Raw genomic sequence first — 20,155 nt, 5'->3', positions numbered from 1 at the left:
GCCCCCGTGGGGTGCCGATTGGGCACCTGCGGGGGTTTATTCGATAGGCTCGGTCATTGTGACACAACTCGGAATTATTCTTATCCTGCTCGTGCGGATCTATACGTGGGTGCTTATCGCCCGCATCATTATTGAGATGATCCAGTCCTTCTCGCGGCAGTTCAACCCTCCACGCTGGTTTATGGTTATAGCGGAGCCTCTGTTTGTGATTACGGACCCGCCGGTCAAGGCGTTGCGCCGCCTGATCCCGCCCCTGCAAATGGGTGGCGTAGCGCTTGATGTATCGGTGCTTGTACTGTTCGTCTTGCTCTCGATACTCACAATGATCTTGCAGATGATTTTTCTGACGTAGCACCCCCGTCGCCTCGAAACCTGTGGTAAACGTTGAGACTCGGCGGGGCGTCGATTATTGTGGGCGTTTGGTTACGATAAATCGCGATAACCCGTATTATGAACCACATGTACCTTTGTGGGGAAGGTTTAGTTAGACCTGAACCGCACTCCTAAGGCCCTGGAAGCTCCGGGGTTGTACCAACCTGAAGGGGAAGAGAAGACATGCCACTGTCACCAGCTGATGTTCACAACGTCGCGTTCAGCAAGCCGCCGATTGGCAAGCGCGGCTACAACGAAGACGAGGTGGATCAGTTCCTCGACCTCGTAGAGGACGCCCTTGCCCAGTTGCAGGATGAGAACGATGACCTGCAGGCGCAGGTTAGCGATTTGAACTCCCAGGCCAAGGCGGGTGCTGGCGCCGGTGCTGCTGGTACCGCAACTGCGGCTTCCACCCGCACCGATGAGGCTGCGCTGCGCAAGGAGATTGAGGCTAAGCTGCGCGCCGAGTACGAAACCAAGCTGGCGGACTCCAAGTCCGAGGTTTCCCGTGCCAAGGAAGAGACCAAGAAGGCACAGGAGCAGGTTAAGGCTGCCCAGGCTGAGGCTTCCAAGGCGCAGGCGTCTGGCTCCGCTGCTGCTTCCTCTTCTGCAGACCTGAAGGCAGCCCGCGAGGAGGCTGCTCAGGCCAAGAAGGACGCCGAGGCAGCTCGCGCCGAGGCAGCCCAGGCAAAGAAGGACCTCGAGGCTTCCAAGAAGGAAAACGACGAGCTGAAGAAGTCCGCTTCCGCAGCTGGTTCCTCCAAGGCTGGTGCAGCGGCAGCGGGTATCGCAGGCGCTGGTGTTGCACAGACCGCCGATGGCCTGGCTACCCCGGAAACCCACATGCAGGCTGCCCGCGTTCTGGGTCTGGCACAGGAGATGGCAGACCGCCTGACCTCCGAGGCTCGTGCGGAGTCCGAGTCCATGCTGTCCGAGGCGCGCACCGCCGCCGAGAAGCAGCTGACCGATGCAGATTCCCGCTCCAAGGCACAGCTTGCCGACGCCCAGAAGAAGTACGACGCCCAGCTGCAGGACGCAGATTCCCGCTCCAAGAAGCTGGTATCTGACGCTGAGGCTAAGGCAAAGCAGACCGAGTCTGATGCTTCCTCCCGCGCAGAGGCGCAAATCCGCCAGGCTGAGGAGAAGGCTGCTTCGCTGCAGGCCGATGCCGAGCGCAAGCACACCGAGGTTATGAACACCGTCAAGCAGCAGCAGACCGCGCTGGAGGCTCGCATCTCCGAGCTGCGCACCTTCGAGCGCGAGTACCGCACCCGCCTGAAGACCCTGCTGGAGTCTCAGCTGGAAGAGCTGGCTACCCGCGGCACCGCAGCACCGAACGGCGAGGCTGGCAACAACTAAACCGCGCCCCGTTCTTTCTAGCGCCCCCGCCACCGCGGCGGGGGCGCTATTGTTGTTTTAGACCGTCGTGCTTTAGCCCGCTCCTACCGAAAGGAACCACTGTGCTCGTTGCCGCTTTAGTTCTCGCCCTCGTGGCATTCGTGGCCTTGGTCAACTTCGTTATCTCGGGAGCCGACTGGTCGTTGTATATCGTTTTTGCCGCCGCCGGCATCGGACTCGTGTGCTTTATCCTGGACTGGGCGCATAAACATCGCGCCGACAAAGCCAAGTCAACTGAATCCCCCGAGGGGGAGGCTGTGCGCGCAGCCTTTCGCGAGGACTAACGCCGCGAGACCCCAAGCTTTCGGTTGCAGGCATGCCAATAAGGCGCACGAGGCGCCTTATTCTGCAGTCGGGCTCTAGCAATCGGGCGGTTGCCACCGAATCCGTCCGTTGGTTCGGGCAAGTCGCCCGCGCAGCGGCGGGGCATTGGGATCGTCATCGTTCGCGCCATTGTGGTACGCGCAGGCTGTGGATAAGTTCGCGATATTGGTCAATCCACCGTGCAACCACGGCTCCAAATGGTGAATTTGGCATTCGTCGGCAGGCTTAGCGCACCGCGGCCATGGGCATACCGGATTTTCCGCACCCGCCATCAACCGCTGCTTAGCATTGGCGAAGCGCTCCGTGCGGTACAGGTTCACCGCGCCTTCATAGGGGCTCACCAGGGTAATGAGCCCATGCTCCTTTAACGTGCGGCGCACATACTGCGCTCCCGTAAGCGTTGCTCCGTTGGTCATCTGCAAGGTGATTTCCTCGCCATCACCGTTGACGATGCGCACGTAGTCTTCCAAGCGCACGATGACATTGGTTACCACCGTGCTTCGTTGCCCCGTATCGCTGCCGAAGAAGGTATCTTCCACCACATCCAGCGGCTTTTTATCCTGGTTCTCCACCGCCGCGTGGAGGTCTGCAATGAACGAGGACGAGCCGTCGATAGCTAACGTCCACGGCGCATCCTTGCGGCGGATGATGCGTACACCAGGCTTTACCTTGCGCTTTTTCTTCGGAACCTTGGATTGCGCCAGCTTTTCTAATGCCGCTGCTGTGGCCTTGGTGGTGCATAGCTGTTCGCGGAGGACCCAGGCGTCGAAAAGCGTGGGCATCTTGCGCGCATACTTTTCAATGATGGATAAAGCTACGATGGAATGCCCATTGTGCTGAGCTCCTTCGATAGCACGACGACGCTTCCTAGTGAACTTGGTCGTGCCGCAGTACGCCTCTTTGAGCAATGCCAACTCGCGGGCCGTCTTTTCAGCGGCGCCACGCGCGCAGAGGTCGTCCTCGGACATGCCTGCGCACCCGAGGACGATGTCCATCCCGGGTGCCATGGCTGCGAGGTAAGCATCTAGCGCGTTCACGACTCACAATGTATTTCCCCGCGCAAGCCCCCACAAGGGAAAATTTTTCGCCTGTGGATAACTTATTGTGCACGAAGATTCTGGGGCGCTATACTGTGACCTACATGCAGTGATCCGGCCATCACCGGGGAGTAATTCAGAAGAACAGCCAGTGTGGCCCAGTAGAACTGAACGGGTGGGACCGTCAACTCCTTCACCGAAACGAAGCGGAGCCTTTAGGCTCAAGCAGGGTGGTACCGCGAGCCTTTAAGGCCCGTCCCTGCACCGTGTTAAGAGTGAAGGATAGTTATGGCGAAGAAAATTTACCCCAAGGTCGATATGACCGGCGGCTCCAGCCGCTTCCCAGATATGGAAGAGGAAGTCCAGAAGTACTGGAAGCAGGATGATACCTTTCAGGCTTCGCTAGAAAAGACCAAGGACTGCCCAGAGTACATTTTCTACGATGGCCCTCCATTCGCAAACGGCTTGCCGCACTATGGACACCTGCTGACCGGTTATGTGAAGGATATCGTCCCGCGCTATCGCACCATGGCTGGCAATTACGTGCCTCGTGTCTTCGGCTGGGATACCCACGGTCTGCCCGCTGAGCTGGAGGCGGAAAAGCAGTTGGGTATCACTGAAAAGGCGCAGATCGAGGACATGGGCTTGGAAAAGTTCAATGAATACTGCGCCAAGTCCGTGCTGGAGTACACCGACGAGTGGGAAGAGTACGTCAACCGCCAGGCCCGCTGGGTGGACTTTGACAACGGCTACAAGACCATGGATATCAACTACATGGAATCGGTCATGTGGGCGTTCAAGGAGCTTTATGACAAGGGCCTTATCTACAAGGGCTTCCGAGTTCTTCCGTACTCTTGGGCGGAGCACACTTCTTTGTCCAATCAGGAGACCCGCCTGGACGATTCCTATAAGATGCGCCAGGATCCGACCCTGACCGTTACCTTCCCAGTGGAGGGCGCGCGCGAGGGAAGCGCGGCAGAAAAGACGTTGGCGGAGCACCCTGCGCTTGCCGACGCCTCCTTCCTCGCCTGGACCACCACCCCCTGGACCTTGCCTTCGAACGAGGCCTTGGCGGTTCATCCAGAGGTTACTTACGTGCTCTTTAAGGCTACGGAGGGTGATTTCGCCGGCCGTACCTTCATCATGGCGGAAAACCTGCTGGCCACCTTGGAGAAGGAACTAGGGGAGGCCGAGGTACTGGAGACGTTTACCGGCGCGCAACTCGAGGGCTTTACCTATGAGCCTATCTTCGGCTTCTTCCCGGATCTGCGCAATGCCTACCAGGTCTTGATCGCTGATTACGTCACCACAGAGGACGGCACCGGTGTGGTTCACCAGGCTCCTGCGTTTGGTGAAGACGATATGAATACCACCAATCAGTACGACATCGAGCTGGTCATCCCGGTGGATGAGGACGGTAAGTTCACCTCGCAGGTTCCGCCGTATGAGGGCCAGCTGGTCTTTGATGCGAATAAGGACATCATCAAGGACCTGAAGGCTGCTGGGCGAGTGGTGCGCCACGTAACCATCGAGCACTCCTATCCGCACTCGTGGCGCTCGGGCGAGCCGCTTATCTACATGGCGCTGCCGGCCTGGTTTGTGAAGGTGACCGAGTTCCGCGATCGCATGGTGGAGCTCAACCACAAGGAGATTGAGTGGCTGCCGGAGCATATCCGAGATGGCCAGTTTGGCAAGTGGCTCGAGGGTGCGCGCGACTGGAATATCTCTCGTACCCGCTACTGGGGTGCGCCTATCCCGGTGTGGATGTCCGATGATGACAACTATCCACGCATGGATGTCTACGGCTCCTTGGATGAGCTGGAGCGCGATTTCGGAGTCCGCCCGGAGTCGCTGCACCGTCCGCATATCGACGAGTTGGTGCGCCCGAACCCGGATGATCCGACCGGTAAGTCAATGATGCGCCGCGTGCCAGACGTGCTGGATTGCTGGTTTGAGTCCGGCTCGATGCCCTTTGCGCAAAAGCACTACCCATTCGAGAATAAGGAATGGTTTGAGACCCACTCGCCGTCCGATTTCATCGTGGAGTACTCCGGTCAGACGCGTGGTTGGTTCTATGTGATGCACGCGCTGTCCACCGCGCTTTTTGATCGCCCGGCGTACAAGAAGGTCGTGGCCCATGGCATCGTGCTGGGCAACGATGGCCTTAAGATGTCTAAGTCCAAGGGCAACTATCCGAACGTTAACGAGGTCTTTGATCGTGATGGTTCGGATGCCATGCGCTGGTTCCTGATGTCTTCGCCTATCCTGCGCGGAGGCAACCTGATCGTGACCGAGCAGGGCATTCGCGAGGGCGTGCGCCAGGCAATCTTGCCTATCTGGAATGCCTATACCTTCCTGCAGCTCTACGCAGAGAAGGAAGCAAAGTTCGACACCAGCTCCACGCATGTTTTGGACCGCTATATCTTGGCCAAGACCCACGACGTCGTGGCCAATGTCAACGCGGCGCTTGCCGATACCGATATCGCCACGGCAACCGAAGAAGTGCGCCTGTTCGCCGACGTCCTGACCAACTGGTACGTCCGTCGCTCGCGCGATCGTTTCTGGGAGGGCGAGGACGCCAATCCTGAGGCGTTTAATACCTTGTACACCGTGCTGGAGACCGTGACTCGCGTGGTGGCACCGCTGCTGCCGCACGTGGCAGAGGTTATCTACCGTGGACTGACCGGTGAGCGTTCGGTGCACCTGGCGGATTACCCGCAGGCTGCGGACTACCCGTCCGATGCAGATCTGGTGTCTGCAATGGATGCGACCCGCGCGGTCGCTTCGGCTGCATCCTCGGTGCGCAAGTCCAATAAGCTGCGCAACCGCTTGCCGCTGCCGAAGCTGACGGTGGCTCTCGATGGGGCGCAGCGCTTGGCGGACTTCGCCGATATCATCCGCGACGAGGTCAATGTCAAGGAAGTTGAGCTTACTGACGACGTCGATTCGGTAGGCACCTTCCAGGTTGTCTGCAATGCGAAGGTCGCCGGCCCGCGCTTGGGCAAGGACGTGCAGCGCGCCATCAAGAACCTCAAGGCGGGCAACTACGAGCGCCGCGACGACGAGGTTGTAGTGGACGGCGATATCGTGCTTGGCCCGGATGAGTACACCGAGCGCCTGCAGGCAGCGAATCCGAAGTCGACCGCGCGTATCGAAGGCCTCGACGGCCTGGTAGTACTCGATACCGAGGTGACCGAAGAGCTCGAGGCCGAAGGCTGGGCGGCGGACGTTATCCGTGGCCTGCAGGATGCCCGCAAGGCTTCTGGGTTCGAGGTCTCGGACCGCATCGCGGCCGTGCTCTCTGTCCCAGAGGAGAAGAAGGCCTGGGCGGAGCGTCACGCCGACCACATCGCCGGTGAAGTGCTCGCCACCGATTTCCAGGTGACCACCGAGGCACTCGATGGTGTGGACGTGCACGAGGTGGTGAAGGGGGTTAAGGCTACCGTCGTTAAGCAGTAGCGCCTTAGCCGCCACCTAAAAGTAATTGCCCAGCCTTAGCGGCTGGGCAATTTTTATGAGTGATAGGACTTAACGGACCGGGCCGGGCAGGTGAGCGCGCCAACCGAGGACCACGTTAACGAGGCAGCACAGTGCAAGCACGGCGCCAATGAGGAATAGGGTGGTAAAGCCGAGCAGCGGCGCGAGTGCGCTGAAGGCCATGGGGATAAAGAAGCCGGTATAGGAGACCGAGTAGTACACGGCGGTGAGGCCGGCGAGTTCTTCGGCGCGGGCGATGCGCTGGACCTCGGAGAGACCGGCGACAAGGGCGAGGCCGTAGCCTGCACCCATGACAGCGGCACCGGCGATGCCGAGCGGCAGCGACCGAGTATGAGAGGCAACCGCGCCGAGGATGGTGCCCACGGTGATAACGCCCATGGCGACTGCGGATGCGCGGGCCGAGCGGCTGGTATCGATAACCTTGCCGAGCATCTGGATGCCGACGCCGCAGCCCAAGGTGATAACGGTCATCAGGCCGGAGAAAGCGATGGGGGCATCGCCGGCGGACTTGGACAAAAGCTGGGGCAGGAGGGCATAGGCGGCGCCAGCGCAGCCGAAGACCCACGGTGCGACCGGCAGAACAATGCGCACGAAGCGGCGGTGTGCTGCGGAGGGAATGTGCAGCATGCGCAGCATGTCGCGGATGCTTAAGTCAAGGAAGGTGTCTTTTACCGTAGCGCCACGCGGCGGGCGGGTTTCCGGGGTCTTCATCAGCCAGATAGCGGTAGCAACGGTGAGGAGGATGTGCAGGATATACGCCAAGTGGGTCGGCCACGGACCCCACTGGGCCAGCACCGATGCGAGGCCGGCGCCGATGAGGAAGCCTAAGGTCAGACACATCGAGGCGTGGCGCGGGCCGGCAGCGGGATCGCCGCCGGCGCGGGTGATGAGCTCTGCCACCCACGTGGAGCCGACCGCCATGACGATGCCCAAAGCCAAGCCGCACATGATGCGGCCCACGGCGATGACGAGTGGCTCGTTCGGTGCGATGGACAGAAGGAAGGAACCGAGCAGCGATAGTGGCGCGGCAGGCAGCATCGTGGGGCGGCGGCCAATGTAGTCCGAAAGCGGGCCAGAAATCAGCAGCGCAGGCACGATGCCGAGCACGTAGGCGGCCAAGAGGCCATTGACGGTGACCTGCGAGAAGTGTGACTCCTCGCGGTACATGACTAGGAGAGGGGTGAACTCATTGCCGCCCCACGCGACAGCGACCATGCTGCCAGCGACGGGAAACCATGAGTGTTTGGCAAACTTTTCGGTCATAGTTGATTCCTCGAGTTGGTTAGGTGGGTGTCCAATGCGGAAAGGTAGGCGTCGAGGTCGCCGGTGCGGAGGGCATCGGCAAGCGTGCGGTGCTGATCCACGAAGGTGCGGGCGCGGGCCACGTTGCGGCCAATGGCCGTGGCGGTAAAACGCTGCTGGCGTTCGCGCAGCTGGTGTCCCAGCCCGGCCAGCAGGCTATTGGCACCGCCATCCATGATGATCTGGTGGAAACGTGCATCTAGGTGCGTATAGGCATGCAGGTCTGCGCCATCCAACGCAGTGTCCTGCTCCGCGATGGTCGCATCTAGCTGATCAGCGATGTCCGCGCGCTCGGCATCAGACATTGCGCAGATCTTTTCAGCACAGTGCCTATCCACGAGCAAGCGTGCCTCATAAACCTCGCGGATTTCCTGCGGGCTGATCGGCACGATGAGCGCACCCCGCCTGGGGTAGAGCTGTAGAAAGCCTTCGACCTCTAGGCGCAGGAAAGCCTCGTGCATCGGGGTGCGGCTAATTCCCATTTCGGTAGCCAGGGAGGCCTCGGAAAGCATCTGCGAGGGCTCGAAGGAGCCGTCAATGATCTTCTCTTTGACGAAGTCATAGGCGCGCTCCGCGGCGGGCTGCATTCGTTCATTGGACATGCATCCATCTTGCATGCAAGCTTGCATGCAAGCAAGTGTGTGGTGGCACTTTGTGGGGAACGGATCTAGCTAGGCAAACGTGTGACGTGGCACGTATCGGGGTGGAAGAGTAAGCCGTGGCCCATGCCGACCCAGCCGATGAAGGGGGCGTCGGCAAGCGTGTGCGGGGTGTGGACGTGCCCAAGGATCCAGGCATCGGCCTCGCTGGCCTGTAGCTCAGCCACGGAAAGCGGCAGGCAGGTGCCTTTAGAAAACTCACCGGTGACGGAAGAATGTAGGAGGCCGAGGACGGGGCCGTCGCTCGGGCGCGGCGGAAGCTGGAGTCGGCGCGGGTCCGGATCGGTGGCCACCGCTGCGGTTAGAACCGTGGTGTTTCCTATGCGAAAGGAGTGCACCTGCGTGCCGTGGACCGTGACCTCGGGCGGGAAGTCCAGATTGTGGTGGGTATCGTGGTTGCCGGAAATGAAGTGGACCTCGCCGAACAGTGTGGCAGCGTGGGCCATTACGGCGCGGGCCTGGGGCACGAATTCGGACGCCTCAGCGTTGCGGTCAATGATATCGCCCAAGCATACGCACGCCGTGGCTCCACTATTGGCGGCAACTTCGAGTTCTTGCAGGGCCCAGTCCAGCCCAGGGGCGCCCGGGCGGCCTAGGTGCAGATCGGCAAAGACAAAAATGCTAGCGGGCATGTGCGGCCTTTCGGTTTTGCCACCAGGTGATAGCTACCAAGACAACGGTGGAGGTTCCGACGCCGATGAGCGTCATGGCCATGGCCTCGGCACGGTGGCCTTGATCGAATTGGTTCATGATCCACGGAGCCAAGAGGTTGACTTGGCTCGGGCGAATGAGTGAGGACATGACCAGCTCGCGGATGCCTACGAAGAAGGCGAGGAGCCAGCCAGCGAAGATGCCAGGGGCAAGCAAGGGCAGGGTAATGCGCCCAAAGGTATGCAGAGTGGAGGAGCCGGAAATTGCAGCGGCCTCGTAGACGGTAGGGGAGACGGACTCGGCTGAAGCCTTGATGTTTTGAATGGCCATGGGCAAAAAGAGCACGGTGAAGGCCATAACTAGCATGCCCATAGTGCCGTAGGGCGACCATGGCAGCCAGGGAGAGTTCCACAGCAAAATAAATCCAATGGCCAGGACAATGCCGGGAACGGTGTCGGGGGCGATGGCCAAGAAATCGCTGAATTTTGCGGCAATGGTGCTTTGGCGGCGGGTGAGCACCGTGACGAGGACGCCGAGAGCAACCGCGGTAGTCGCGCCAAGGGCGCCTAGTCCGATGGAGCGAACAAGTGCCTCTTGAGCGGTGGGCATCTGCACAACGATGGAAAAGTAATCGAAGGTCAGGTTATTAGGCGTAGGCGGGGCCGAGCGGAGAATGGTCATCGCGGCCAAGGTGATGGACAGGTAGGGGATGACCACCGCGGCCATGAAGATTGTTGCGGTCACCACAGCGCCGAAGACGGTGCCGACCGAGCCGAGGCGGATACGTACGGGGCGGCTTACTCGGCCACCGCCGGAGAGGTCGCGGCGTGAAATCCACTGTTGGAAAGCCCAGGCGGCCACGCCGATGGCAAAGAGCACCGACGAGGAGGCAGCGGCGCTGGAAAAATCGAGGGGGTCGATGGTGACGTCTTCATAGATGGAGGAGACGAGCACCTTGTAGCCAATGGCGTTGCCAAGCGTGACTGGGGTGCCAAACTCGCCGGCGGCCTTAATGAAGATAATCAGCGCGCCGAGGGAATAGGGCCCAACAACATTCGGGGCGATGATGCGCACGGCCTGTTGCCAGCGGCTCGCGCCGGCTATCTGTGCCATTTCCAGCGTGGATGCTGGAATGGAATTGAGGCAGGTGCGCAGGATGAGATATAGGAAAGGGAAAAGTTCCGCGGCCATGATGAAGGCCATGCCCCACACCGAGTAGATGGCATCGTGGGCGAGTTTGCCGGCGCCGTGGCCGAGCAGCATCTCGGCCACACCACCGCGGCGGGTGAAATCCATCCACGCCATCGCTGCCGCAAAGGGTGGGGTCATAAACGGGATCATGATGACGATCTCGATCCAATTGGCCCTGCTAAACCGCGTCCACGAACGGAGGAAGGCGAGCGGCGCGGCCATGAGCGTGGCAAAAGCCACGACCAGCACGGAGAGCAGGACGGTATTGCCAAGGATGTGCAGCATGTCCGGTTGGATAATGCTGCCTAGGGCTGAGGGCTCATCGTGGTAGCCCACGGCCGCGTTGACCAGCACGGAGGCTAGCGGCGCGGCGACGAGGGCGAGCAAGATGAGAAGGACCCCGTAGATCCCAAGGCGACGTTGGGGAGTGGTGGTGGAGCTCATCGGTTACTTCAGGTAGCGCTTGGCAAAGGTTTCCTTGATGTCCTTGGACTGAGAAACCAAGCCATCGAGGTCATCGTTGAGGGTCTTAATCTCATCCAGCTTCGGGCCATTCTTTGGAGCGATGTCCTTATTGGCCGGGATCATGTTCTTGGAGGCCGAGATCTCCTGCGCCTCATCGGAGAACATGAAGTCCACGAAGGCCTCTGCGGCTTCCTTGTTATCGGAGGACTTGAGGATCATGACTGGGCGCGGGGTGACCGTGGTACCGGAAGTAGGAATGGCGACCTCGAGCGGCTCGCCCTTCTTCTGCGCGGAGTATGCGGAGTAGTCCACGCCGCCGAGGACAATGCCGCGCGAACCGGAGGTGACCTGGTCCAGCGCTGGGCCATTGGCGCCTTGGACGATCATGCCGTTGTCAAAGAGCTTGTCAAAGAGAGCCCAGGTCTTCTCCTCGCCCCATTGGTCCACCATGGCCGCGATGAGGTCGGCTGCGGTACCGGATTCGCGCGGGTCCGGCATGATGATTTGGTCTTTGTACTTCTCATCGGTGAGGTCCTCCCAGTCCTTCGGGGCCTCGTCCACGACGTTGGTGTTGGTTACCAGCGCTAGGGCCGAACCATCGCGGCCGGTAAACGCCCCGCTTTCCGACGCCCACTTGGACTCAATCTTGTCCGCTCCCTCCGGCGTGTACTTTTCAAGGGCGCCGGACTTTTCCTGCTTGCTAGCTGCCGCCCAGGAGGCGAGGTAGACCACGTCAGCCTGCGGGTTGGCTTCCTCGGCCTTGAGCTTGGCGGTGATCTTGCCGGTGGTATCGGCAAAAACATTGACGTGGACGTCGGTCTTTTCTTCGAAGGCCTCCACGAGGGCGTCGGTAAGCCCCTGCGGGTTAGCCGAGTAGTAATCCACCTCGCCGGACAGGCCTTCAGGTGCCTGCCACTTTTCGGCAGAAGAGGTGGACTGGTCGGTGGTGGTATCGGCGCTGTCCTCGACGGATCCGCAACCGGTCAAGGCGAGCGCACCAGCAGCGGTGGTGGCGATGGTGGCGGTGAACTTCTTGGTAAACATGTGTGGCTCCTATGCAGAAAGAGAAGATGGATAGTTGAGGTAGACGGTCTCGCCGCGAGTGAAGCGATGCGGTGAATACGTCACCCAGGGTTCCTCCGCCCCGGGGACGTCGCAGCGCAACTCGTAGCGCCCACCGATGTAGTGAGCGCCAAGAACCTGCGCCTCGACCCGGCGCGGGGAGGCGCCGGTGTCCTCCTCCGCAGTGGTGACGGTGAGATTTTCTGGACGTACGCTGGGCAGCTGTGGGTGGCGGTTCATGGTGCCTACAAAGCCAGCGATGAAATCGGTGGCCGGCTGTTCGTAAAGGGTGACCGGGTCCGCGAATTGTTCGATGTGGCCTTGATTCATAACCACGACGCGATCCGACATGGCAAGTGCCTCGGCTTGGTCGTGCGTGACGTAGATGACCGTCAGCCCCAGCTCCTGTGCCAGCTGGGTGAGCTCTGCGCGGATTTGCACGCGCAGCGCGGCGTCGAGGGCGGACAGTGGCTCATCCATGAGCAGGAGGTCCGGATTCGAAACCAGCGCACGGGCGATGGCGACGCGTTGCTGTTGGCCACCGGAAAGTTGGTTCGGCCGCGCCTTCGCCTTGGAAGCGATGCCCACCATGTCCATGCAGGCGCGGACCTTCTCGGCCCGCTGGCCTGCTGCCACCTTATTGCCTGGGGTGGTCAGCGGAAACTCGATGTTCTTTTCCACCGTCATGTGCGGCCATAGTGCGAGGTCCTGGAAGACCATCGACAGCCGGCGCTTATTGACGGCCACGTTGGTTCGTGGACCAAATACCTCCATCTCTCCGAAGGAGATGGTTCCCGCGTCAGGCGTTTCTAATCCGGCTATGCAACGCAGCAGGGTGGACTTGCCGCAGCCGGAAGGTCCGAGAATAGAGACGAATTCACCGCGGTTGATGCTCAGATCGGTCTCGTGGAGGCCCGTATTATCGGCGAATTCGCGTTTAACGCCGCGCAAGATGACGTGGGGTGAGTTCATAATCAGCGAAATACTTTCTTCAAGAAATAACCTCGAAAAAGATAAGGCCGTAATATTGCATGTGGGTGACGTGGAGATGGAAAGAAATAAAAGCTTTAATTAACGGCACGCAAACACCCAGGAGTGCACCCGTGAGCGCGCCTATTAGACTGGTCCGCATGCAACGCTGGGTTCTACACATCGACATGGACGCGTTTTTCGCCTCCGTCGAGCAGCTGACCCGGCCTACCCTGCAGGGGCGTCCCGTCTTGGTGGGTGGTACCAGTGGGCGCGGCGTGGTGGCTGGCGCCTCCTATGAGGCGCGCGTGTACGGTGCGCATTCGGCCATGCCGATGTACCGCGCGCAGCAGCTTGTTGGACTTCGCGCGGTGGTAGTGCAGCCGCGCCGGGCGGTGTATTCGGCGGCCTCGCGCCGCGTATTTGGCATCATCGCGCAACACGTGGAGGTCATCGAGCAACTTTCCATCGATGAGGCCTTTATGGAACCCGCCGCCCTGGAAGGGGCGAGCCCGGAGGAGGTCAAGCGCTGGGCGGATGAGCTGCGCGCGCTCATTCGGGAGGAAACGGGTCTGCCGTGCTCCATTGGGGCGGGATCGGGCAAGCAATTTGCCAAGATTGGATCGGGCGAAGCGAAGCCTGATGGCACCTTTGTTATCCCGGCGGAGCGCCAGCTAGATATGCTGCACCCCCTTGCGGTGAACAAGCTGTGGGGAGTCGGACCGGTGACTGGTGCGAAGCTCAAGTCCATCGGCGTAGAAACCATTGGGCAGCTTGCGGCGATGACGCGCAAGGAAGTAGAGATTTCCATCGGCAGCGTGGTGGGGCTGCAGCTGTGGCAGCTAGCCCGTGGCATCGATGACCGTGAGGTGGCGCCGCGTGCTATTTCTAAGCAGATTTCTACTGAGCACACCTATCCGAAAGACCTGCAGACCGCCCCTGAGGTCGATGCAGCCATCACTCGCGCGGCGGAGGGCGCGCACCGCCGGCTGCTTAAGGACGGGCGCGGCGCGCGCACCGTAACGGTAAAGCTGCGCATGGCGGATTTTCATATCGAATCGCGCTCGACCACCTTGCCCTACGCGACTGACGACGCCGCCGTGCTCACCGCCGCCGCCTTCAAGCTTGCCCGCTACCCCGATGAGCTGGGGCCCATCCGCCTGGTAGGGGTGAGCTATTCCGGCCTGGAGGCCGCTCGCCAAGACGTGCTCTTTCCGGAGCTCGACCGCGAAATCGTGCGCCCTGCACCGGCGGATACGGACTATGAAACTGGGGTGAGCGACGACGCAACACCGGCCATGCCAGCGCCGACGGTGACGGTGGAAAAAGAAACCGATAACCAGTGGCACGCCACGCAAGACGTTTTCCACCCCGATTACGGCCACGGTTGGATTCAAGGCGCCGGCCACGGGGTGGTCAGCGTGCGCTTTGAAACCCGCGCCACGGGGCCCGGGCGCACCAAATCCTTCGCGGCCGACGATCCCGCGCTCGTGCCAGCAGACCCGCTCGACTCACTGGATTGGCAAGACTGGCTGACCAGCGAGGGCTAGCCCTCCTGGGCAAAAAGCTCCGCCGGATCGGTGTCGGTGGCCAGCGCCGCCGCGAGCAGGATTCGCGCTTGGCTCGGGCGGAACCATCCGGCGTTGATGGCACCACGTTTGCCCAGGCTCGCGCCACCGCCGTCGCCACCGTAAGCCAGCGCCGTCGGGCCATAGGGGGTGCGGGTAGAAATGATGACGGGGAGGCCGGCGTGGAGGGCGTCGGCAAGCGCGCGGCCCATCTCCTCGCCCATATTTCCCGAGCCCATGGCCTCCACAATGAGACCGGAGGCAGGGGAGTTTACGGCGGCGTCGACCAGCAGGCGCCCCGCTCCCGGATAGGCGGGGATGATCTCGATATGCTGCGACGCCAGCGGGGCAGGATTCAATCGCGGGGTGGTGCCAGGAACGGGCAGCGACTCAAACCCACGCAGGTCACTGGTGTGCCGCTTACGCGCACCGCGCGCCGGGATGGTCTCGCCGCCGAAGCAGAGGAAAACCCCAGGGTGCCCGCTGGCCGCTAGCTCGCGGGCAGCCCGCAGATTGGTGGGGCCGTCGGCCGCGGGGTGATCGTAGGCGCGCTGCGCTCCAGTAAGCACGATGGGCTTTGCCCCTGCGCAGAAAATCTCCAACGCCAGCGCGGTTTCCTCCATGGAGTCGGTGCCATGGGTGATGATCACGCCACCGATGTCCTCGCGCGCGGTGTGCTCATTGACCACCGCAATGAGCTCATCGAGGTCCGCCAAAGTAATAGAGGAGGAGTCGAGCTGGCGAAACTCCACTACCTCGGCGTCGATTTCAGCGGCAAGGTCCGCGCCAGAGACGGTGGGAACCAAGGAACCATCGGCCACGGTGGTGCAAGCGATCGTGCCACCGGTGGCTATCAAAGCAAGTCGGGTCATGCACTCAAGGTTAAAGAAATCTCCGCCCACGCGGCGGGCGCAGCCCGGAAAAGGCTGGTGCAGCTGTAAACTGATGGGAGTTTAGAACCCAGACGTGAGGAGTTAGAAGTGAAATTCCGCAAGTTTAGCGCCGCGTGCCTCGCACTGACCGCGGCCACCGCCCTGGCCGCCTGCTCTTCCGACGACGAGCAGGACGATACCGCCGCCACCAACACCGAGGCGCAGGAATCCGCCTCTTCCGACGGCGATTCCGCCGCCCCAGCGCTGCCGTCCCCGGCGGACCTCAACGCCATCTTGGCCAAGGCCACTGATCCGAACGCCTCTGAGCAGGAAAAGACCGCCACCGTGCAGGGCGGCGAGACCGCACCGGAAATCTTTGACACCATGGCACAGTCCAAGCAGGAATCCGGCGCCGAGTTCGAGGTCGTCGATCCCGTACTTCCGGGCTATGACCCGCAGTCCGTGCTGACCACCGTGAACTTCACCACCGCTGACGGCCAGCAGCAGACCGCTGACCAGGTGGAATTCGTTTACGAAGACGGCACCTGGAAGCTTTCTAAGGCCTGGGCTTGCACGCTCATCCAAAACACCGTGCCGCCGGAGCAGGTTCCGGAGATGTGCGCGGATACCGGCGCCGGTGCCTCTGCACCCGCCCCGGCACCGGCCGAGGGCGACGCTGCCCCGGCTGAAGGCGACGCCCCGGCTGCCGGCGCCGAGCAAGCCCCAGCTGAGGCCCCCGTAGAAGCCCCGGCCGAGTAATTAGGAAAAGTTCAGCTCCGTCAGGCTCGACTGCACCACGCGCAGCTCCGAGCCGGCGGCGCCATAAATGACCTTCGTGTCGAAAGACACGTCACCGCCCACGGGCAGCGGCTTGCCCAGGTCTACCGTGATGTTGCCCTTGGATTGGGTGCTGGAGTCCACAACCTTGAGCTCCTTGTCCTCCAACTCCGTGCCCTGGGCCTGGCCCTCAAAGGACAGCGCGCCTAGCGACGGCCGCTGCTCCACCTCCACGTTGAGCTTGACCTGGTCACCCTCGATGGAAGCGACCGTATAGCGCGTGGTCTGCAGCAGGGTGGACTCGCCGGTAACGCGCGAATCCACCGTCCAGCTCGCTCCCTTGCCTACCTCCTCGGTGGGGAAAACCACGGGCAGGGCCGTCAGCTTCATAATTGCCTGTTCCACGGAGCCACGGGCTTCATCCGTGGCCTCCTGGGGTGCGGCAAGGCGCAAGGAATTCATCTGGCCGGTATTTTGGCCTCGCCAGCCAAATTGAAATCCCTCGGCCGAAGAGACGTCGGTGTCGCCAGAAGTTTCCGGCGCACCGGCCGTGACGAACGCATTGCGGGTGGCGGGCAGCTGATCTTCAACGTCCTCGCTAGCCTTATCTACCTTGGCCGATAGCGGCAGGGTAGTGGTGGTGGATTCGACGTCGGAGGCCTGAAACTTCTCGGCCGCTGACTTTTTGAGCAGGTCCTGCGAAAAACCCTCGGTAACGCGGTAGTTCACGTCCTGCGTGGAGTCGATATCGCGGTATTCCAGGAGCTTTTTCTCCCCGGTGCCGGGATTGTCCACGGTGACGCGTGGGGCGTCGATAGTCAGGCCCACGGGCTGTTCTACCGCGGGTTCCGGCTTTTCATAGGAACACGCCGTAAGCGCTACGGCGGCTGTGGTCAGGGCTGCAAAAACTTTGACTCGAAACACGCTTACCAAAATACCGGACGCTCCCGTTTAGAATAGAGCGGGTGAGTCAAAAACGAAGGAGCAAGACAGGACTTATCGCCGCGGTCGTCATCGCCGTGGCGCTGGTGGACCAAGCCGTGAAACAAATAATGCTCTCCATCCTTACGGAGGGCGAGCCCCTGCCGGTCATTGGGGATTGGTTCCGGTTTACCCTGCTTTTTAACCCTGGCGCGGCCTTTTCCATGGGCGGGGAGGGATCGACGTGGCTTTTTACCACTATCCAGCTGGTCTTTGTGCTCGGCGTGGCCATTGCCGCCCCGCGCATTACCCACTCCGGCCAGGCGGTGGGCCTAGCGCTCATCGCCGGTGGTGCGTTGGGTAATTTCGCTGACCGCATCTTCCGCGCCCCCGGCTTCTGGTTCGGGCACGTGGTGGACTTTATTTCGGTCGGCTCTTTCGCCGTGTTCAATATTGCGGACGCGGCCATTACCTGCGGCGTGGTGCTGTTCATTATCGCCATGGTGCTGGAGGAAAGGAAGGCCGAGCATGAATAGGCAGATGCGCAGCTTCCCCATTCCTGAAGGCCTAGAAGGCATGCGTGCCGACGCCGCCCTGGCCAAGCTCCTTGGCCTTTCCCGCAGCGCCACCGCGCAGCTGTGCGCCGAGGGCAGTGTGACCATCGATTCCCAAGAGCTGGGCAAATCCGAGCGATTGACTTCCGGCAACGTGGTCTCCGTGCTTTTGCCGGAGCCAGAAAAGCCGTTGCTGCCGCGCGAAGAGCTGGTCGAGGGCATGGACGTGCTTTACAACGATGCCGATATCATCTGCGTGCATAAGCCGGTGGGCGTGGCCGCGCACCCCAGCGTGGGGTGGGACGGGCCGACGGTGATTGGTGGGCTGCGCGCGGCCGGTTATACCGTGGCTTCGTCCGGGCCGACCGAGCGCAAGGGCATCGTGCACCGCCTCGATGTGGGCACGTCAGGCGTGATGGTCGTGGCTTCCTCGGAGCGCGCCTATTCCGCGCTCAAGCACGCCTTTAAGTACCGCAGCGTGAAAAAGACCTACCACGCCGTGGTGCAGGGGCTGCCGGATCCCATCGAGGGCACCGTTGATGCGCCCATCGGCCGCCACCCCAAGTCGGGCTGGAAATTCGCCGTGCTTGACGACGGCAAAGCGGCCGTCACCCATTACAGCCTCATCGAGGCCTTCCGCGAGGCCAGCCTCATCGAGGTGCACCTAGAGACCGGCCGCACCCACCAGATTCGCGTGCACATGTCCGCCACCGGCCACCCGTGCGTGGGCGACCCAATGTACGGCTCGGATCCCAACTTGGCTAAGCGCCTTGGGCTTCAGCGTCAATGGCTGCACGCGGTAAAGCTCGGCTTTACCCACCCCGGCACCGGCAAGTGGTTCGAGATTGAAGCGCCGTACCCGGCCGATCTCGAGCACGCTTTGGAGGTTCTGCGGGGATGAGGAAGGTCTACCGGCGGCGTCGGCTAGCGGCCCTGGCGGTGCTTGCGGTGCTTTTCTTGGCCGCGCTCGCGCTTTTTGGCGCCCTAGGGACCCAGGCCTCTTCGCAAGTACAAGGCGATCAGCTCGGCCCGGATGGCGAGACGCGCGCGGAGTATATTGCGCGCGTATCCGGTAGCGACATTCCGGACGCGCCTGCCTACGCCCTTGTTACCTTCGACGAGGATTTGCCACCCGTAGCCGCCGCGGCCGCCGTCGCCGCCGCCCCGCGCATGGATGCCATCCTTATCGGCTCCACCGCCCCCATTGACGTCCCCGAACCCACCGCCGGCGAGGACCGCGCCGCTGTCATCCAACGCGCCTTCGACCGCATCGATGCCTCCTATGGCCAGCGCCCCTCCGCGGTGAGCGCCGCCGTGGTGTGGGGGTCGGGCGCGCAGCTTGCCGACGTCGCCTCCACCCCCTCCGTCGCCGCCGTCGAACCCGCACCCGCGGACGCCGCCTGGGGCAGCTTCGCCATCCGCCCTCCCAGCTAATATCGCCCTCCTGGGACCTGTGGCGCGCGGTGGCCGCCCAGCGCTTTTAGCATCGAGGGCATGGAACACATTCGGGCTTATATCGCGGCGCTCAACTCGGCGATGGACCTCCTCGCCGAGGCCGCCGACGCCTCCGCCGCGGACCTTACCGCCGCCGGCATGCCCGATGCCACGGCTGACACTATTGCGCAGCTCGCGCAGGTCTACTTCGGGACCACCAGCTTTCGCCGCCGCCAACGCCGCGCGGTGGACGGGGCCCGCCGCAACCGGCATTCGCTGCCGACGCTGGCGGTCATCGAAAAGCATGCCCGGCGCGCGCCCACGCAAGCCCGCGCCTGGGCCCTGCGCGCCGAGCTCACCCATATCGCGTGCGATACGCGGGAGATGGAAAGGCGTGCCCGCAAGAAGCTGCGTGAGATGCGCGCGCCGCGCGAACCCAAGCCGGGGGTGCGGTTGCGGCGCCGCGCCGCCGGCAAACCCTGGACGCTGTCCATCACTGGGCCGTCCGCACTCATCGCCGAGTTGCACCAGCATGCCGGCTCGCTTGCCGACGTCGCCTCCCTCTTCCGCAGCGGTACCGGCGCCGCCGCAACCGTGCGCACCAACGTTGTGGTGCCACTGGATAAGTTGGTTGGCGTGGCCCATGGCAGCGACGATGTGGTGCTGACCATGACCAATGGCGCGCAGGTTACGGGTGCTGAATTGGCCCAGCGTGCGCTTGCCGAGGAGGGATTTGTCACCCTGCTCCACCCCGTAGAGGGCCCAGTGAACTTGTACCGCATGCGCCGTGGGGCCACCTGGAAGCAGTTCATGATGGCCGCGGCGGAAAATCCCACTTGCCCGGTCAAGGGATGCAATAAGCCTGCCGATGAGTGCCAGGTCCACCACATTTTCAGCTGGGCCGGCGGCGGGTGGACCAATGCGAAGAACCTCACCACCGCCTGCGCCTATCACAATGGTCGCAATGACGACCACCGCACCGGCCCGCCGCGCAATGGCCGCTTCGAGCGCACGGCCCGCGGCGTTCGCTGGGTTAACCCTTGGGATCCGCCCCCACCGGACCTCGTCGATACCGGGCCCACGAATACGACCACCGCGTAG

At 62.0% G+C, this 20,155-nt stretch carries 19 protein-coding genes; 10 read left to right on the top strand and 9 right to left on the bottom strand.

The window, feature by feature from the left end; translation table 11 throughout:
- The first annotated feature begins 58 nt into the window (after window positions 1-58).
- From ACKFRX_RS08645 to ACKFRX_RS08635, 3 genes are all read left to right on the top strand, one after another.
- The gene (locus tag ACKFRX_RS08645) at window positions 59-352 is read left to right on the top strand and encodes a YggT family protein (protein WP_005324523.1); all 294 of its coding nucleotides are present in this window, start codon (window positions 59-61) and stop codon (window positions 350-352) included.
- A 203-nt stretch (window positions 353-555) separates the two neighbouring features.
- Entirely contained in the window at window positions 556-1,731 is a 1,176-nt protein-coding gene (locus ACKFRX_RS08640; RefSeq protein WP_200435443.1) for a DivIVA domain-containing protein, read from the top strand.
- Window positions 1,732-1,832: 101 nt separating this feature from the next.
- Window positions 1,833-2,054, top strand: coding sequence for a zinc-binding dehydrogenase (locus ACKFRX_RS08635; protein ID WP_179386713.1), 222 nt, complete (start codon window positions 1,833-1,835; stop codon window positions 2,052-2,054).
- Window positions 2,055-2,129: 75 nt separating this feature from the next.
- Here the strand turns inward: ACKFRX_RS08635 and ACKFRX_RS08630 are convergent, their stop codons facing one another.
- Window positions 2,130-3,131 (bottom strand): HNH endonuclease signature motif containing protein, encoded by a 1,002-nt coding sequence (locus tag ACKFRX_RS08630; RefSeq protein WP_408927665.1) that lies wholly within the window; start codon window positions 3,129-3,131, stop codon window positions 2,130-2,132.
- A 288-nt stretch (window positions 3,132-3,419) separates the two neighbouring features.
- Here ACKFRX_RS08630 and ileS point away from each other — a divergent pair, with 288 nt between their 5' ends.
- A complete protein-coding gene (ileS, locus tag ACKFRX_RS08625) occupies window positions 3,420-6,590 on the top strand; it encodes an isoleucine--tRNA ligase (RefSeq protein ID WP_200435446.1) in 3,171 nt (1,056 codons plus the stop codon).
- Between the two features lie 69 nt (window positions 6,591-6,659).
- Here ileS and ACKFRX_RS08620 read toward each other — a convergent pair whose 3' ends face one another.
- The 6 genes from ACKFRX_RS08620 to ACKFRX_RS08595 all read right to left on the bottom strand — a co-directional run bounded on the left by ACKFRX_RS08620 (window position 6,660) and on the right by ACKFRX_RS08595 (window position 12,931).
- The gene (locus ACKFRX_RS08620) at window positions 6,660-7,892 is read right to left on the bottom strand and encodes an MFS transporter (protein ID WP_284820170.1); all 1,233 of its coding nucleotides are present in this window, start codon (window positions 7,890-7,892) and stop codon (window positions 6,660-6,662) included.
- Window positions 7,889-8,533 carry a GntR family transcriptional regulator gene (locus ACKFRX_RS08615; protein ID WP_005324538.1) on the bottom strand — a complete coding sequence of 215 codons (645 nt, stop codon included), beginning with the start codon at window positions 8,531-8,533 and terminating at the stop codon, window positions 7,889-7,891. Before ACKFRX_RS08615 ends, ACKFRX_RS08620 begins: the two co-directional genes overlap by 4 nt.
- Before the next feature lie 65 nt (window positions 8,534-8,598).
- Window positions 8,599-9,222, bottom strand: coding sequence for a metallophosphoesterase (locus ACKFRX_RS08610; RefSeq protein WP_005328896.1), 624 nt, complete (start codon window positions 9,220-9,222; stop codon window positions 8,599-8,601).
- Window positions 9,212-10,876: an ABC transporter permease gene (locus ACKFRX_RS08605; RefSeq protein WP_408919810.1), complete on the bottom strand. Its 1,665-nt coding sequence runs from the start codon at window positions 10,874-10,876 to the stop codon at window positions 9,212-9,214. Before ACKFRX_RS08605 ends, ACKFRX_RS08610 begins: the two co-directional genes overlap by 11 nt.
- A gap of 3 nt (window positions 10,877-10,879) precedes the next feature.
- Window positions 10,880-11,941, bottom strand: coding sequence for an ABC transporter substrate-binding protein (locus tag ACKFRX_RS08600; protein ID WP_408919811.1), 1,062 nt, complete (start codon window positions 11,939-11,941; stop codon window positions 10,880-10,882).
- A gap of 9 nt (window positions 11,942-11,950) precedes the next feature.
- Window positions 11,951-12,931 carry an ABC transporter ATP-binding protein gene (locus ACKFRX_RS08595; RefSeq protein WP_408919812.1) on the bottom strand — a complete coding sequence of 327 codons (981 nt, stop codon included), beginning with the start codon at window positions 12,929-12,931 and terminating at the stop codon, window positions 11,951-11,953.
- A gap of 158 nt (window positions 12,932-13,089) precedes the next feature.
- On the opposite strand from ACKFRX_RS08595, the gene ACKFRX_RS08590 reads away from it, so the two are divergent.
- A complete protein-coding gene (locus tag ACKFRX_RS08590) occupies window positions 13,090-14,478 on the top strand; it encodes a DNA polymerase IV (protein ID WP_408919813.1) in 1,389 nt (462 codons plus the stop codon).
- On the opposite strand, the gene ACKFRX_RS08585 is transcribed toward ACKFRX_RS08590, so the two are convergent.
- Window positions 14,475-15,368 (bottom strand): asparaginase, encoded by an 894-nt coding sequence (locus ACKFRX_RS08585; RefSeq protein WP_408927664.1) that lies wholly within the window; start codon window positions 15,366-15,368, stop codon window positions 14,475-14,477. The genes ACKFRX_RS08590 and ACKFRX_RS08585 overlap by 4 nt on opposite strands.
- Before the next feature lie 108 nt (window positions 15,369-15,476).
- Here ACKFRX_RS08585 and ACKFRX_RS08580 point away from each other — a divergent pair, with 108 nt between their 5' ends.
- Entirely contained in the window at window positions 15,477-16,127 is a 651-nt protein-coding gene (locus ACKFRX_RS08580) for a hypothetical protein (RefSeq protein ID WP_049377625.1), read from the top strand.
- On the opposite strand, the gene ACKFRX_RS08575 is transcribed toward ACKFRX_RS08580, so the two are convergent.
- The gene (locus ACKFRX_RS08575; RefSeq protein ID WP_408922520.1) at window positions 16,128-17,069 is read right to left on the bottom strand and encodes a hypothetical protein; all 942 of its coding nucleotides are present in this window, start codon (window positions 17,067-17,069) and stop codon (window positions 16,128-16,130) included. It lies immediately after the preceding gene.
- A 41-nt stretch (window positions 17,070-17,110) separates the two neighbouring features.
- Here ACKFRX_RS08575 and lspA point away from each other — a divergent pair, with 41 nt between their 5' ends.
- The 4 genes from lspA to ACKFRX_RS08555 are packed head-to-tail and all read left to right on the top strand — an operon-like array spanning window position 17,111 to window position 20,155.
- Window positions 17,111-17,602, top strand: coding sequence for a signal peptidase II (lspA, locus tag ACKFRX_RS08570; RefSeq protein ID WP_394371979.1), 492 nt, complete (start codon window positions 17,111-17,113; stop codon window positions 17,600-17,602).
- The gene (locus ACKFRX_RS08565; RefSeq protein ID WP_005328870.1) at window positions 17,595-18,521 is read left to right on the top strand and encodes an RluA family pseudouridine synthase; all 927 of its coding nucleotides are present in this window, start codon (window positions 17,595-17,597) and stop codon (window positions 18,519-18,521) included. Before lspA ends, ACKFRX_RS08565 begins: the two co-directional genes overlap by 8 nt.
- A complete protein-coding gene (locus ACKFRX_RS08560) occupies window positions 18,518-19,054 on the top strand; it encodes a hypothetical protein (RefSeq protein WP_040425205.1) in 537 nt (178 codons plus the stop codon). Before ACKFRX_RS08565 ends, ACKFRX_RS08560 begins: the two co-directional genes overlap by 4 nt.
- 60 nt (window positions 19,055-19,114) lie before the next feature.
- Window positions 19,115-20,155, top strand: a complete 1,041-nt coding sequence (locus ACKFRX_RS08555; RefSeq protein ID WP_408919816.1) for an HNH endonuclease signature motif containing protein — start codon at window positions 19,115-19,117, stop codon at window positions 20,153-20,155.

Source organism: Corynebacterium tuberculostearicum, assembly GCF_046097465.1.
In the GTDB taxonomy this organism is placed as follows: domain Bacteria; phylum Actinomycetota; class Actinomycetes; order Mycobacteriales; family Mycobacteriaceae; genus Corynebacterium; species Corynebacterium tuberculostearicum_I.
The sequence above is the reverse complement of the archived record's forward strand: the minus strand, read 5'-3'. Positions and strand labels throughout refer to the sequence as shown.